The sequence below is a fragment of the Sulfurisphaera javensis genome (assembly GCF_041154675.1).
GTDB classification, from domain to species: Archaea; Thermoproteota; Thermoprotei_A; order Sulfolobales; family Sulfolobaceae; genus Sulfurisphaera; species Sulfurisphaera javensis.
The window spans coordinates 924,285-938,420 of sequence record NZ_AP031322.1 but is presented as its reverse complement, the minus strand read 5'-3'; the positions used below and the strand labels follow the sequence as shown (position 1 = coordinate 938,420).

General features: G+C 31.3%; 17 protein-coding genes and 1 pseudogene. 10 read left to right on the top strand and 8 right to left on the bottom strand.

Going from position 1 to position 14,136, the window contains the following annotated elements; genetic code table 11:
- Positions 1-3 precede the first annotated feature (3 nt).
- Positions 4-1,812, top strand: a complete 1,809-nt coding sequence (locus ACAM25_RS04980) for a thermopsin family protease (protein WP_369611233.1) — start codon at positions 4-6, stop codon at positions 1,810-1,812.
- Here ACAM25_RS04980 and ACAM25_RS04975 read toward each other — a convergent pair.
- Positions 1,790-3,193: a glycosyltransferase gene (locus tag ACAM25_RS04975; protein ID WP_369611232.1), complete on the bottom strand. Its 1,404-nt coding sequence runs from the start codon at positions 3,191-3,193 to the stop codon at positions 1,790-1,792. The genes ACAM25_RS04980 and ACAM25_RS04975 overlap by 23 nt on opposite strands.
- Positions 3,194-3,316: 123 nt before the next feature.
- Here ACAM25_RS04975 and ACAM25_RS04970 point away from each other — a divergent pair, with 123 nt between their 5' ends.
- Genes ACAM25_RS04970 through ACAM25_RS04960 form a run of 3 tightly spaced genes read left to right on the top strand, consistent with a single transcriptional unit; the run spans position 3,317 to position 6,424 of the window.
- On the top strand, positions 3,317-4,519 hold the full coding sequence (locus ACAM25_RS04970; protein WP_369611231.1) for an MFS transporter: 1,203 nt from the start codon (positions 3,317-3,319) through the stop codon (positions 4,517-4,519).
- A gap of 46 nt (positions 4,520-4,565) precedes the next feature.
- Entirely contained in the window at positions 4,566-5,084 is a 519-nt protein-coding gene (locus ACAM25_RS04965; RefSeq protein WP_369611230.1) for a type 1 glutamine amidotransferase domain-containing protein, read from the top strand.
- 53 nt (positions 5,085-5,137) lie between these two features.
- Positions 5,138-6,424, top strand: coding sequence for a deoxyribodipyrimidine photo-lyase (locus ACAM25_RS04960; protein ID WP_369611229.1), 1,287 nt, complete (start codon positions 5,138-5,140; stop codon positions 6,422-6,424).
- On the opposite strand, the gene ACAM25_RS04955 is transcribed toward ACAM25_RS04960, so the two are convergent.
- The 7 genes and pseudogenes from ACAM25_RS04955 to ACAM25_RS04925 all read right to left on the bottom strand — a co-directional run bounded on the left by ACAM25_RS04955 (position 6,413) and on the right by ACAM25_RS04925 (position 9,576).
- Positions 6,413-6,772 carry a DsrE family protein gene (locus ACAM25_RS04955; protein WP_369611228.1) on the bottom strand — a complete coding sequence of 120 codons (360 nt, stop codon included), beginning with the start codon at positions 6,770-6,772 and terminating at the stop codon, positions 6,413-6,415. The genes ACAM25_RS04960 and ACAM25_RS04955 overlap by 12 nt on opposite strands.
- Positions 6,765-7,037 (bottom strand): hypothetical protein, encoded by a 273-nt coding sequence (locus ACAM25_RS04950; protein ID WP_369611227.1) that lies wholly within the window; start codon positions 7,035-7,037, stop codon positions 6,765-6,767. The genes ACAM25_RS04955 and ACAM25_RS04950 overlap by 8 nt, the downstream gene beginning before the upstream one ends.
- A 3-nt stretch (positions 7,038-7,040) precedes the next feature.
- A complete protein-coding gene (locus ACAM25_RS04945) occupies positions 7,041-8,270 on the bottom strand; it encodes a YeeE/YedE family protein (RefSeq protein WP_369611226.1) in 1,230 nt (409 codons plus the stop codon).
- 3 nt (positions 8,271-8,273) lie between these two features.
- Positions 8,274-8,525 (bottom strand): sulfurtransferase TusA family protein, encoded by a 252-nt coding sequence (locus tag ACAM25_RS04940; protein ID WP_369611225.1) that lies wholly within the window; start codon positions 8,523-8,525, stop codon positions 8,274-8,276.
- An 85-nt stretch (positions 8,526-8,610) separates the two neighbouring features.
- The gene (locus ACAM25_RS04935; protein WP_369611224.1) at positions 8,611-8,784 is read right to left on the bottom strand and encodes a hypothetical protein; all 174 of its coding nucleotides are present in this window, start codon (positions 8,782-8,784) and stop codon (positions 8,611-8,613) included.
- 261 nt (positions 8,785-9,045) lie between these two features.
- Positions 9,046-9,271 (bottom strand): annotated as a pseudogene (locus ACAM25_RS04930) (sulfurtransferase TusA family protein); the annotation flags it as partial.
- Positions 9,272-9,360: 89 nt separating this feature from the next.
- Positions 9,361-9,576 carry a sulfurtransferase TusA family protein gene (locus ACAM25_RS04925; RefSeq protein ID WP_369611223.1) on the bottom strand — a complete coding sequence of 72 codons (216 nt, stop codon included), beginning with the start codon at positions 9,574-9,576 and terminating at the stop codon, positions 9,361-9,363.
- A gap of 102 nt (positions 9,577-9,678) precedes the next feature.
- Here ACAM25_RS04925 and ACAM25_RS04920 point away from each other — a divergent pair, with 102 nt between their 5' ends.
- The 6 genes from ACAM25_RS04920 to ACAM25_RS04895 all read left to right on the top strand — a co-directional run bounded on the left by ACAM25_RS04920 (position 9,679) and on the right by ACAM25_RS04895 (position 14,047).
- Positions 9,679-10,629: a sulfurtransferase TusA family protein gene (locus tag ACAM25_RS04920; protein WP_369611222.1), complete on the top strand. Its 951-nt coding sequence runs from the start codon at positions 9,679-9,681 to the stop codon at positions 10,627-10,629.
- Positions 10,630-10,663: 34 nt separating this feature from the next.
- Positions 10,664-11,005 carry a hypothetical protein gene (locus ACAM25_RS04915; RefSeq protein ID WP_369611221.1) on the top strand — a complete coding sequence of 114 codons (342 nt, stop codon included), beginning with the start codon at positions 10,664-10,666 and terminating at the stop codon, positions 11,003-11,005.
- Positions 10,980-11,312 (top strand): DsrE family protein, encoded by a 333-nt coding sequence (locus ACAM25_RS04910; protein ID WP_369611220.1) that lies wholly within the window; start codon positions 10,980-10,982, stop codon positions 11,310-11,312. Before ACAM25_RS04915 ends, ACAM25_RS04910 begins: the two co-directional genes overlap by 26 nt.
- A gap of 77 nt (positions 11,313-11,389) precedes the next feature.
- Complete coding sequence (locus tag ACAM25_RS04905) at positions 11,390-12,616, top strand: YncE family protein (RefSeq protein ID WP_369611219.1); 1,227 nt, start codon at positions 11,390-11,392, stop codon at positions 12,614-12,616.
- Position 12,617: 1 nt separating this feature from the next.
- The gene (locus ACAM25_RS04900) at positions 12,618-13,517 is read left to right on the top strand and encodes a hypothetical protein (RefSeq protein WP_369611218.1); all 900 of its coding nucleotides are present in this window, start codon (positions 12,618-12,620) and stop codon (positions 13,515-13,517) included.
- Positions 13,514-14,047 carry a TQO small subunit DoxD gene (locus ACAM25_RS04895; RefSeq protein WP_369611217.1) on the top strand — a complete coding sequence of 178 codons (534 nt, stop codon included), beginning with the start codon at positions 13,514-13,516 and terminating at the stop codon, positions 14,045-14,047. Before ACAM25_RS04900 ends, ACAM25_RS04895 begins: the two co-directional genes overlap by 4 nt.
- Positions 14,048-14,136: the final 89 nt, after the last annotated feature.

Here is a 14,136-nt window from a genome sequence, read left to right as displayed (position 1 = left end):
GTTGTGAGATTTTATTCGATCTTTATCCTTATTTTATTTCTTTTCTCGATTGTGGTAGCTGGTTATATACCATTGCCTTCTCATGAATATGTTTATTTTAATTTGTACTTACCAGAAGGTTACAAATTAAATATAATATCATTTTCTTCGCAGGAATTTCCTTTATTAATCTTTACTTTACAGCAGTTTAACAACTGGATAAAGGGTATAAACTCTAAACCTGTTATCTTAACTAATATTTCGAAAGGAAGCTACTCATTTTACTTAAATCCGGGTAACTATGTGGTTGTTATAGATGGGGCTAACAATTCATATCCCTCTCCTCAAAACTATGAGATATTCATTGTTCCTTATAATGCGTTAGCACTCTTATCCCAGCCTAGAAATTCTTCAGCTATTGGAATTGTTGCATATGGAGTAGGAAATAAAAGTGTGTGCAGTGTTTCTACAAATGCTATACTAGGATTTTTTAATATTACTTCTCTCTACGCATATAACTCCTCATACAATCCTCAAAGTGGAGCATCCCTCCAGCTTAATACTGTTCTGTATGGGGAAGATAATCAGAGTTTATTTTTACAGGATGTTATAGGTTTTATCACATCTGAAAACCAATTACAATTTGTCGCAAACGTATGGAATGTAAGCTCTGTCTCTGCGTTGCTTAACAATAGTTACTTTTATAGTAATTACACACATTTCTATAGTTATAAACTTCCGTTAGCGGGTTTTCTTATAATAAATGTTAGTAATGTAAGTAATGGGATGAGGATATCTTTTGGATATGTTATAATACAGAACGGAACTTTTGTAAAACCAGATATAAAATTTTTCAATACAGTCTTTTTCCCCTTCAAGGGATATCTACTTATTGATCCTTATAACTTAACTGGGGATTATCATGCTTATGACGCTGAATTGGTATTTGGTGGTTATAGTGGAGGAGAAATAACGTCATTTGTCTCATTAAACGCCTCTTTAGCTTTATATTATAATTCAACTTATGGATGGAAACCATTTAGATCTCTATACACTTACAGTGTAAATACCGGAGAAGGAACAACTGATCTACATGTGAGTATTAGAGATTCATATGCCAATGTTTATGTGGGAAATGAGAATTTAGGCTTATTAACTGAGAAATTTAATCCTCCCTCACCCTTATTTCTTTACGTTTTTATAATTCCGTATAATTATTCATTTTATCTAAATTCTAGTTATAAAATATATTTCCCGGAAAATATTTCAGGGAAATATGAATTCGCACGGCTTAATTACATATCTGTTAATGGAAAAACTGTTAATAATGGGTATGTAATACCTTATCCGGATTTACCGAGAGAGGTTTACGTTGATGTTAACTATACTTACTACTATTACGTGAATATTATGTTGCCTAATGGAAGTACTATTAAAGGATGGTTTAAAGAAGGAAGCGAAATAAACATTCCTAAAGTAATCTACTTAAATACTGAAGAAAGATATGTTCTTGAAAATAACTCTACTTTAATAGTATCACAACCTTTAATTAATTATACTCCAGAATATGTATTGCAATATAAAGCTACTATTAATAATATCACTGAATGGTTGAATCAAGGTAGTAAAATAATCCTATATAGTCCCACATTTTTGTTGTTTAATGTTAAATGGGTAGGAACTTATAATGTAAGTAATGGAGGTGTAATTGAGGTAAATTCTCCCATTATAGAAAAAGAAGTTAAGATTTTGAATTACTCTAGTATAATGTTTCTTCTAATAATAATAGTTATCATACTTATAGTTTTTCTCATAAAACGTATTCTCTCATAAGTCTATCCATGGAACAGAATTCTGAGAAAGTAAGATAAGCGTTATATCCGATTTCATAGTAATTGTTTAATGCTTCTTTAATCTTCTTTTTAAACTCTTCATATTCATGGTCATAAGAAGTTAAGGGTAATAACTCGTCTCTATCCTCGCCATAAAGCCAACCATTGTATCCATCCCTTATAATTTCTGGAACTGCACCATCCCTTGAAGCGACTGAAGGAACACCGTTAATCCCAGCTTTCATAAAACTAGTACCACTAGCTTCCCAACCGGAAAATGGTGTAAAGGTCCATATATCACTGCTCCATATTGCTAGTTTCATGGAATTTATATCCACTCCGGGCACATAAATCACGTTATTTCTTGTCCCTGCATAATCCTTAAATTTTTTCTCCAGTTCTATTCCATAATACTCAAAGGGGTGAGCTTTTCCACCAATAATAAAAATAACGTCATCTTTTAATTCATCTATTAACCTTAAAATAAACTCTGGTCTCTTATATTGTGTAATTCTTCTTACCCAACTTATAACTGGTTTCTCACTCTCTTTACCCAATTTTTTAAGACTTTCTTTCTTTATCTCCTTTCTCTTTCTAATAAAATCATCAAGGTCTTTAACGTTATTTAGTAATGGATGCCTCCATCTAGGTATCTCCACAGCATTAGTTATAGCCTTTATTTTATGCATATGATGTGGAAAAACCTTACTTACATGTTTTATCATTTTCTTAGAAACTACAATACCTTGAGTAGCAACTGAAAGACCAATTTCTGTCATTACTACTGGATCGTAAGGAAATTCGAATCCAAATTCTTCCTTAAAGAATTTTGCTGAAAAAGTTGGATGACCCCATGGTGCTGGTGTATGAATGATTATCCTATACCTAGGGAAATACCTTAATAGAGGAAGAAAAGAAGGATATGCTTCTTGTAAATCTACATATTTTATCTTATCCCAGCCTATTATCTGACTAATGTATTTTTCTGAAGCTTTAGATAGAAGTAAATATTTGTAAAATCTTTCCTCTTCAGAATTCTCTATGTAAAGCTGTTCATTTAGTTTTTTAGCCCATTCGGGTGAAATAACGTTAACAAATATAGCCTTGGCAGTATTTAATTTATAAGCTAAATACTCGACTTTTACCTTTCCCTTTTTGTTGAACTCTATTTCACTTTCCCATTCTTTTATTACATGAGACAATAACTCTTTTTGTTTATCTTCTTTTCTAGTATATCCTTTTCTATAAAATAAAGTAATAACAGCGTAGTCAATACCTAATCTAGCAGAAGCATAAAATTTATCTCCCTCTAAAACTCCTAAACCACCAGCAAAATTCTCTCCAATGTCCAAACCTAACTCGGCTGTTATACTAACTATCATGATTAAACTCTATCCTTATAACGTATTTTAAGACTTTCCCTAAATAATAAATTTCTCAGAATTGTTTTTTTATCTCAGTTAGGTTCCGAAAGATATATATCCTTAACGGTCAGAATAACTTTTATGGATAGGAATCAGATAGATATTGCTTTACTTTTACTTTCGAGAATTACGAGAAGCATAACTGCTGGCTTCATATCAGTAGTAATTGGATTATACTTTTTACATATAGGTTTAAGTTTAGTAAAAATTGGAATTCTTTTCGGTATCGGAGCTTTTGCTTCTCCGTTAATTGCATTCATTTTCTCTATCTATGCTGATATGAAGGATAGAAAATTTACTCTTCTTATTACCTTATTTTTCTTGCCTCTAAGTATTCTTATTATATTATTAACAACTAACTTTTATTTACTTGCTATAGCCTCCGCATTGGGAGGATTTGGAATTGCTGGAGGATTAGTTGGCGGTGGAGTAGGTGCAACTGTAGCTCCTATACAAACAGCCATCCTTGCAGAGAAAACTAATGAGAAAAATAGAACTCAGATTTATTCAATCTTTACATTAGCTTCCACATATGCAGGCGCTGGAGGGGCTTTGCTTTCTTACATAAAAAATTATCATGAACTTTTTATCTTAGGTCTTATCTTATCTTTGATATCTTTTTTGTCATCAATACCAATTAAAGTTCTACCTGTGAAAAAAGAAAAAGAAGAAATAAAAGTAAGAGATAAGGACATACAAATAATTAAAAAATTTACATATACTGGCATTTTTAATGGTATAGCTCAAGGCTTAATAACCCCATTTATTCCAGTAATTTTTGAAAAATTTTATGGTTTAGCACAGGATGAAATAGGAGTTATTGTGTTTTTAGGTGGAATAGTCTCAGCTACTATTATGTTTTTAACACCATATTTCACAGAAGTTTTAGGTTTCGTGGAATTTATTATAATTACTAGAGGAATTTCTTCTATGTTAGTACTTATATTTCCTTTTCTTCATTATACTTTATTTGCTGAATTAGACTATATAGCCTTCACAACTTTCAGAGTATTTGCTTTACCATCTCAACAAGCATTAATGATGAATTTAGTAAGTGAAAGAAGAAGAGCAACAGCTAGTGGAATAAATCAGACAGCTAGACTTCTACCATCAGCAGTCTCAACTGTAACCTCTGGCTTCCTTTTAACTATTGCTTTATCAATTCCTTTTATCTCCTCCTTTGTAGTAAATATGATTAATTTATATCTGTATTATAAGTTCTTTTGGAATGTCCCTGAAGCTCAAGCTAAAAAGAAAGTTAAGTATATTTCGGTTAATGAGTGAATCTTATTTACCATAAACTTATTTGCTTTTGAGCAAAAGTTTTAATATGAAAGTTCTTTTCATAGTTGGAGACGAATATGAAGATATCGAATTACTTTACCCTTTTTATAGGGTTATAGAAGAAGGATTCCAACCAGTAATAGCTGGCAAAGAAGCCGGTATGAAAATAGTAGGAAAACATGGCTATTCAGTTGTTGCAGATATTGCATTTAAAGATGTTAATATAGACGATTATCTTGCATTAGTAATTCCAGGTGGAAGAGGGCCGGAAAGAATTAGGACTTTACCAGAAGTTAAGGACATTACAAGAAAATTCTTTGAGAAAAAGAAACCAGTTGCAGCAATCTGTCACGGTCCTCAAATATTAATTTCAGCTGGAGTAATTAAAGGTAGAAAAGTTACTTCCGTTTCATCAATAAAAGATGACGTTATCGCAGCTGGTGGAGAATACATTGATGCCCCAGTCGTAGAAGACGAGAACCTAATATCATCAAGGCATCCTGGAGATTTACCATATTTTGCTCAAAGCTTAATTAAAGCTTTAAAGGCTATAAAGAAAATGTGAAATATTCTAATAAATCTTACAACTCTTTTTAAGGTATTAAGTAACTATAACATGTGAGATGTGCATTTATATTTCGAAGAGATTTGAGACTTTATGATAATTCTGGTTTAAATAATGCTTTTAATGAATGCGAAGAAGTAATCCCAATTTTTATTGCAGATCCTAGGCAGCTTATTAATAATCCTTACAAGTCTGAGTTTGCAGTCTCTTTTATGATTAATTCTTTATTAGAACTTGATAGTGAAATAAGAAGAAAGGGTAGTAAACTGCATATATTCTTTGGAGAAGCAGAAAATGTGATCTCAAATTTTCGAGGAGTTGATGCAATTTATGTAAATGAGGATTATACGCCCTTTGCTATAACTAGGGATTCAAACATTAAGAAGGTATGTGAAAATAAAGGAATAGAGTTTAAGGTATTTGAGGATTATCTGTTAACTACTAAGTCAATCTTTCATCATAAAACCTTCACATCGTTTTACAATGATGCTAAAAAATTAAAGGTTAGAGAGCCATTTACTATAGAAGGAAAATTTGGCTCTATTGATTCTTTATCAACTGACTTTTTGATCTCTTTTAAGAAATTTGAATCTCCTTTATTTCAAGGTGGAAGAAAAGAGGCATTAAAACTTCTTGAGAGGGATATAGATTATACTAAAAGAGATTTTCCTTCTGAAAATGGTAATTCTCATTTATCTCCTCATATAAAATTTGGTACAGTATCGATTAGAGAAGTTTATTATAAAAAGATATATAATGAAGAATTTATAAGAGAGCTATATTGGAGGGACTTTTTTACTCTTCTCGCTTATTACAATCCTTACGTTTTTGGTAATAGTTTTAAAAAGAAGTATAACTATATACAATGGGATAACAATATTGAGTATTTTAACGCTTGGAAAGAAGGAATTACTGGATACCCGATTATCGATGCTGGAATGAGAGCTCTTAATTCAACTGGTTACATTAATGGCAGATTAAGGATGATTGTAGCTTTTTTCCTGGTTAAGGTATTGTTTGTCGACTGGAGATGGGGAGAAAAGTATTTTGCAACCAAACTTGTAGATTATGATCCAGCTATAAATAATGGAAATTGGCAATGGGTTGCTTCAACTGGAGTAGATTACACTTTTCGTATCTTTAATCCATGGAAGCAACAAGAAAAATTTGATCCAGAAGCAAAGTTCATAAAAGATTGGGTAGAGGAGTTGAGAGATTACCCACCCTCAGTTATACACTCATTGGATAAGAGGAGGGTCAAAGGTTATCCTCCTCCTATTGTAGATTGGAGAGAAAGAGTAAACTATGTAAGAGAAAAATATAGGAGTTTAGAAAATTAGAACTCCTTTTGCTTCATTAGCTTTCAGAGCAAATTCAGATACTCCACTAGGCTTAACTGGATAAATAAATTGCTCCTCTTTTATTCCCTTTACTTTCATACCAAATTCACATGCAACAATCTTTACATCTTCGCCACCTAATTCTAAAAGGTTATCAATGTAATACTTTAATGGTTTAGCGTTGGTTAATATTATTTTTTCACTCTCAGGAGTCAAAGCCTTTAATGCATCCATCGTAAAGAACATGTAAACTTTATTTCCTCCAGAGACCAAACCAATTGCAGTTATAATACCCATATATATTTTCTCATTATCTCCAGAAACCATCATTATGGCATAATCAACCATGGTTCTCTTTCACCTCCACGAATTTCACCAAGTTATACCAAAAGAGTAGAAGTCCAACGTAAACTATTGCGTAACAGATATACTTCGTAGCTGTAAGGTAACCATTGAACTCCTGAGATTGAACGTAAACTGCAAAGTTAGCATTGCTTAACGCTAAGCTATCAGCATGAGTCAAATATATTTTACTAAATTGATACCATCCAATCGCAAATAGGGATAGGACTAGTGGGGCTAGTAATTTTCTAATATACTTGGTCTCCACCATTTTTCATAACCTCTCTTGAATCTTTACAGCTAACCATACGCCTCCTAACATTCCAAATAGAAATATTATACCATCATATCCTAATTGAGCAAAATTGGTCCACATTAATCCAACATTACAACCTAATGCCATTCTAACACCAATTCCTACTAAGATACCACCAACAAAACCTATTAAAAGTCTCTTTTTCTCTTTTGGAATTCTTATTTTAAAATCACCACTTAAAAAAGATGCGGCAAAAGCTCCAACACAAAGCATAACTACCATTAGAGTACTAGGATCAACTATTGGCAATGCATCGTTAAACCATGGAGTAGTTAAGAATAAGTTTACTCCAGGTAACATCAGAAGGTATTCAAAGAATCTCCCTCCATCAGAGGAAGTAATTACCAAATAATTGAATGTATAACCGGCTCCTACAATAAACACAAAGATCATATCTAACGCTAAAATTACTGTAGACAAGTTTGTTCCATAAGGCTTCTTTAATAATAACATATCTAATGCTTCTTTTTTCCAATTCTTTTTCTCTTCTTCTTTTCCTAGGGCAACGCTTCCTGGTGGTCTATATGCCATAGTTCCTGGTAAATTCACTCTAAAATTCATTCCCCATTTTTTCTTCGTATATTGTTGTAGGTATATTCCTAGTATGATTAAAGGTAAAGAGAGCAAAAGTGTAGTAATATAAACAGCCATCGGAGAAACTGAATGAAATATTACATAAGGTAAATACTCGACATATCCTCCCATTGTTGTTGAAAAAATTCCTTTTTCCATTGTATATTGTTGGAATGGCCAAATGCCTATTGCAAATATATAAGTACCTATCATCATTCCAAATAATTCAATCCAATTCTGAACATAACCACTTGAAGCCCTATATAACATTGATAAATTACATCCACCAGCCAAGGCAGCACCAAATCCGAAAATAAAGGAACCTACTAATATATACCAACCAGCAAAATAATTAAAAAAGTATTGATCAACTGCTGGAATTACTCCAAATGCTACTAAAAGACCACAACCTAAAGCGGAAAGACCAAATAAGATTAAAAGTGCTCCAAATCTCTCATAACTTTTTGTTGTAAAAATAGAAGTCATTGCATTTACAAAACAATAATTACCCCTTTGAGCCACCCAACCTAAAATAAACCCGCTTAAACCAAATAGTCCATATATAAGGGCCCAACTTTCGTTATAAAATGGCTGCAATACCATACTGGGTGGCATAAGTTATTTCACCTTTAATATCCTTACACGGTAAATTTCCCCATCCTTAATTACTAAGTAAGGATATCCTAGATTTTTAGCTAATGAAGGTAATGTTACATCTACTGCTGGTTGATGATCAGTCAAAACCTCTAAAAGCTCTCCTACCTTCATCTTTCTCAATTTTTTGCTTGCTTCCATTTCTGGTACTGGGCATGATTCTCCTCTAACGTCTAACACTTGGTCCGGATTTTTAAATTTAAGATCTTCACTCATTTTAACCCCCTAATAATAATTAAGAAAAGCATGTTTTTAAAAAATACCTCTTTTTAAACCTTTATATAAATTGATTTGAAATTAATTATATTAATTTAACTAAATAAGAGGGAAGTTTTTCTCTAGCCAATCTAATGTGGTTGTTGATTTCTTTTTTCCACATAAACTTTAATGGTCCCTCATACCATTCTCTAACTCTTATTCCTGTGTATCCCCTATGAGCATAAATAAAGAAGTCAAATCCAAGTGTAGCTTTCAAAAAAGCTATTTTACTTGAGCTTTCGATTTTATTATAGACGTATTAGGATATTCTTCACGTTTTACAAATAAAGGGAGCTCAAAAGGAATAATATACTTCATTGATAATGAATAAGCAGAATAATTGATCTTCTTAACTCTTTTAACTTGTGGAACAAAACTCATTAAGATAGATGAATCTAAAAAGCTTCAACAACTTTTTAAATGACAAATTCACTTGAATCTCGTTATTTAGCTCTATAGTTCCCTTTTCTTCATTTGAAACTTTAATTATTCTAACTATGTAGTAGTCCTCCTTTCGTATAACTAGATAAGGGTAACTAAATCTTTTCGCGAGATAAGGTAATGTTACATATACTGCTGGTTGATGATCAGTCAAAACCTCTAAAATTTCCCATATTATTTAATTTCTTAGCTGCAAGAGTTTCTGGAATAGGACATTCTTCTCCTCTAACATCTAAAATTTCATTAGGTTTCCATTTTCCAATTTCTCTTCTAAGTTCATCAAACTTAAGTATGTTTTTGTGTCTATATAAATTTTATTAGAAATTGTTAATTTTTTATTAAAAATTTTAATTCAAATTTTTTCTAAATATATTATATATTTATCATTTTCTTTCTTTACTAAATATTTGCAATTGAATGTTCTCGCTAAGGGTATTATATCTCTTTCTATAACAGTAACATCATCAGTTATAATTCTAAGTTTTTCTTCTTCTTTCATTTTTCTCAGTTTTGAATAAACTAACAAATGAGGCTGTGAGCAACATAAGCCTATGAGATTTAGTTCCATGTTTTATCTTATCAAACTCCTGTAATATAAATATTATTCAATTATTTCTAAAAATAAGTAAAATGAGAAAAAATTTAAATAGTACTTTATAGGCTTTTTATCATGATGGAATTAAAGTTATCTAACCCAGATATGATACTAGATATAGAAAGATTTTATAAATTATATTGTCTTAAAAATATTAAAAAACTAGATTGGGGTTACGAAGGCTACATTGAATTAATGAGGTTTATAAAATTTAATTGTTTTATAGTTAAAAGGACAAGTTCTTTAGAGATTTTTGATAAAAATGGAAAATTCAAAATTTCAATAGAAATCCATGGTAATATGATAGAAATAAAAGGGGAGGGTGAATCGATAATCTTAAACAGTCTTTTGAATAGAATCAAAAAGAACATAGAAGAATATGGAAAAATAATTACTAAATTAGAACATAAAAATAATACGGAAAAAGTAGCTCTATTTAAAACTAATCCGGACGAAGTGCTTGATCTGAGAGGTTACTCATGTCCGGTACCAGAAATAAAAACAAAACAAAAATTGTATAGTATGGAAAAAGGAAAAGTACTAGAGGTTTTAGTTGATAATCCTGCTGCAATTGAGTATACACTCCCAGAAGTAGCAAGGCTCTTCAACTGTAGATATGAGATATATAACATGGGTGATTATGCTTCTTTTATTTTTGTTAAGCTTGGAAACACAAAGACCTGCTCTCAATTTGTTGAAGCCATAGAAGAAGAGAAAGAAAATGAAATCAAGCAACTAATAAAAGAGGGAGAATTTAGGGCGTTTCTATATTCTTATTTCGATCAAATAGTAAGTCAAAAAGCAGTTAATGCAATTAAGAAGGAAGATTTAAAATATGAAGGACTTACGTTAGTTTCTTCAGCGCCTATAGGCAGAGGTTGGTTACTTACAGCGTTAGTTAATGGAGAGAAGATATTTGCTGTTAGATTAGACATTGAAGATAAAACTCTTTATGACGAAGATGCTTTAAAGTATCTTCCTATTGAGGGTGAAAGTAATGTATTTTATCTCAAACATAAAGTTTAAATATTCAGTTTATATAATTTAGGGTGACCCAAAAATGAAAGATGAATGTGGTTGTGCAATAACAAGAAAATATGCATCTGAATTTCTAATGAAAAGAATGTATAATAGACCGAAAGGAAAAGAAATAGGTGATGTAAAAATTGATGAGTCAAGATGGTTTAAATTGTATTTTGATGGAGAGAAAATAACATATAGATCTTCAGAATGTCCAATAGTTATAATAACATTAGAAGCGTTATGCGAAGCGTTTGAGGAAAAGAAAAATCTTGAGGAATTTATTAGATCAATAAAAGGACTTACAATTAATGATATAGTAAGTAAAACTATAAAAGAGTTTAGGGAGATTGTATATGAAAAAAGTAGCTTATATAGTTGAATCAAATCTTGGAAACTACATATTAGGAAATATGATAGTACCTCAGTTAGAGGAAAATAGACATTATGTTGAGGTTGTTGGAATGTTCTTTATTCATGATAACGTTTATTTACTCTTAAAGGGGAATCCAATAGCTGAAAGACTAGATAAGCTGGCAAAAGAAAAAGGGATCTATTTACAAGCTTGTGATCAGTGTGCTTATATGCGAGATGTCGCTGACAAACTTATTGATTCTGCTAAAGTTGGCTGTTTCCCAGACTTTTATAGGGCTGTAATTGATAAAGTAGATTTAATAATTACAATTTAACTTAGTTGTGATAATTCTGAATAAAGGGTTTAAAAAACAAGTATTTTTTTATACCTATTTATCACATAAAAAATCATATGAAGAAGATTAGTAAACTTGAAAGGGGAATGACATACAAAATATTACTTTTAGTAGGATTTGTTATAATTTTACTAATAGGAATAGGTGCAGCTTATATAATGATGAAAAGCTCTAGTACTTCTACTACGACTTCTATTACACCAACAACTTCATTCTCTTCTACGTCAACTTCAGTTAATAATAATTTCTACTTGCTTGTATTTACTCAGAAGGGAATTGTTCAAGCAATAAATCCATTCTCTCAAACCTCAAGTTTCCTAGGTTTTCAGCATGTTGTCAACATCTCAGTTAATGTACCTCAACAAATCTATTATTGGGATGAGCTTCTAAACGGTAGAATGTTTAATGCTTCTTATATCGTTATTCCAGTTAATAACGGTACAGTCTATATTGTAAACCCTACAACAATGAAAGTTGTTGGAAATTTAAGTGTTGGTAAAAGCATAGGATTTATAGGTGTTGCATATTCGCCAAATGAAGAATACGTTGCTATCGCTGATGGACCATCCGGTGCAGTTGAAGTCATTAATTTACAGAATTTGCAAGTTATTTGGAAGGATACTTTTGTTTCTCCGACTGGAAAGACCTATTATCCATGTGATGTCAGATGGACTCCAAATGGTGATTATTTAATAGTTCCATTAAGATTCAATGATTCAGTTGACTTAATATATGCCTCAAATGGAAGTGTCGCAAAAGTTTTAGTTACATCATTAGGTTCTCAGCCTTATATGGTTTCGCCAAATGAGCAAGGAACAATGGTGGCTGTAGAATATGCTGGAAATAACTCTGTTGGATTTTACTCACTTCCAAGCTTACAGTATCTAGGAATGGTTCAAATGCCATCTGGTGTTGTTCCTCAGAGAGGTGCTTTTACACCTAATGGCCAATATTATTTAGAAGCTCCTTCAAATAAAGATGAGATAGTTGTTATATCCACCTCTAACTTTCAAATAGTCAACACTATTTCATTACCAAGTATAAATCCAGCTGGTTTAGCTAGTATAGGAATTACTCCTGGTGGGAGTTATGCTTATGTTATTATCCATGGTTCAGTATCAAGTGGAGGTATGATTGTACTAATTAATTTGCAGACTTTAAGCATAGCATATGAAGTACCTTTAACTACTGCTCCAGCCTTTGTGTTACCAGTAAGTGTTTCAACCGCAACTTACTTAGTAGATAACGTGTTATTACCACCGATAACTGGATTACATTGCTGAGGTGTTAAAATTGAAAATAAATCCTTTTTTCTATGTATTCGTTTTTTATAACGCTACAGTTTTCTTGCCTATAATAATTACTGGTTTAAGAGTGCAAATGCTCTGGTATTATCCGCTTACTACATCTGGTCAAGTATCATTTTTAAACTACTTTTTACTTATTTGTATAATATATATAGTTGTCTCTTCTACTATTGGATATTTTATTTATAGAATGAGAAGAGGGAGATTTATTTTAGTCTCTGGTCCTATGCGATTAAGGAACGTAATAAAAGCAACTTTAAAGGATAGTTTTGGTAAATGGATGGTCATTATTTATTCTTTAGCCTATTTTATTTCTTTTATGATTGTCTCTGGAATTTTACTTGTACCGAACATAAATGTAAGTCCTTACTTTGTACCATTAACAGAAATATCTTATCAGGGTTTTGGCCTAAATATAGTAGGACCATTTGTTTTAAACCCTTGGTTAATTCTTTTAGGAGTTATTAATGACATAGTTCTTTCAATAGCCTTAATCTTAGGTTATTACATAATGTCATTAATCTATGTTTCATTAAACGCTTATGAATGGAAAATTCCCAGTTCTTTCAGAATAACTTCATTTAATTCTTTAGCTGGCTTTCTTAGTGCTTCAGTTCCTTCAATAGGGACGATTGCTGGAATATGTTGTTTAACTCCAACTGCTATGAATTCTCTTCTTTTCCTATTGTCAAATGTACCATTAACCAAGGGAATTATGTGGAAATATGGAACTTTCTTAGCTGGTACTTGGACTGGAGGAATTCTTCAAGCTCTCTTTCTTTCTTCACCTACTCTTTTAGGTTTTGTATTAATTGGTATAGGAGTTTATGAGATCTATAAAATTTCAAATGAATTAGCAAGGAGAGTGAGATTATGAGTCAATTGAAAATTGAGTTTTGGCCCAATTTCATGAGACTTGCTTTAGCTACTATTTGGATCTATGCTGGAGTATTTGAAAAATTATTGAACTCAGGATATCTTAATCCTTCTTCTACAAGTTATGTTGGTATAACTATTCAAGTATTAATGCAAGGTCCTATAATGAGAGAATTTTTACAGATAGTTGTTTTGCCTCATGTTTTGCTTGTCGGAGAATTAGTAATGATAGGCGAAATAACTTTTGGGATATTTAACCTCCTTGGTTTAATGACAAGATTAACAAATACTATAGCATTTTATACAAACCTAATTTACTTTTTATCCGCTTTTTGGGTAGATACTGAGGAATACGGAATAAATTTACTTATGATGATCATTGAACTTTATCTAATTTATAAAGGATCACAAGATTTTGGATTAGATGCATTAATAAGGAGAAAGATTAAACAAATTGATAATGCTAAATTATGGTTCATTATGGGTAGTCTATTTTATTTGTGCATTATACTATATCTTATTCTTGTTTAAATAGTAAGAAAATTTTTTAATAACAGTTTTTTATACCATTAACAGTTTTTATTATTTACGTGTGGAAAAATGAAGAGTAAAACTTATAA

Bases quoted from the DNA above. Each gene is read 5' to 3' on its own strand.
- ACAM25_RS04975 (WP_369611232.1), bottom strand. From the start codon at position 3,193: ATGATAGTTAGTATAACAGCCGAGTTAGGTTTGGACATTGGAGAGAAT.
- ACAM25_RS04970 (WP_369611231.1), top strand. From the start codon at position 3,317: ATGGATAGGAATCAGATAGATATTGCTTTACTTTTACTTTCGAGAATT.
- ACAM25_RS04965 (WP_369611230.1), top strand. From the start codon at position 4,566: ATGAAAGTTCTTTTCATAGTTGGAGACGAATATGAAGATATCGAATTA.
- ACAM25_RS04955 (WP_369611228.1), bottom strand. From the start codon at position 6,772: ATGGTTGATTATGCCATAATGATGGTTTCTGGAGATAATGAGAAAATA.
- ACAM25_RS04950 (WP_369611227.1), bottom strand. From the start codon at position 7,037: ATGGTGGAGACCAAGTATATTAGAAAATTACTAGCCCCACTAGTCCTA.
- ACAM25_RS04945 (WP_369611226.1), bottom strand. From the start codon at position 8,270: ATGCCACCCAGTATGGTATTGCAGCCATTTTATAACGAAAGTTGGGCC.
- ACAM25_RS04940 (WP_369611225.1), bottom strand. From the start codon at position 8,525: ATGAGTGAAGATCTTAAATTTAAAAATCCGGACCAAGTGTTAGACGTT.
- ACAM25_RS04925 (WP_369611223.1), bottom strand. From the start codon at position 9,576: ATGGAACTAAATCTCATAGGCTTATGTTGCTCACAGCCTCATTTGTTA.
- ACAM25_RS04920 (WP_369611222.1), top strand. From the start codon at position 9,679: ATGATGGAATTAAAGTTATCTAACCCAGATATGATACTAGATATAGAA.
- ACAM25_RS04915 (WP_369611221.1), top strand. From the start codon at position 10,664: ATGAAAGATGAATGTGGTTGTGCAATAACAAGAAAATATGCATCTGAA.
- ACAM25_RS04910 (WP_369611220.1), top strand. From the start codon at position 10,980: ATGAAAAAAGTAGCTTATATAGTTGAATCAAATCTTGGAAACTACATA.
- ACAM25_RS04905 (WP_369611219.1), top strand. From the start codon at position 11,390: ATGAAGAAGATTAGTAAACTTGAAAGGGGAATGACATACAAAATATTA.
- ACAM25_RS04895 (WP_369611217.1), top strand. From the start codon at position 13,514: ATGAGTCAATTGAAAATTGAGTTTTGGCCCAATTTCATGAGACTTGCT.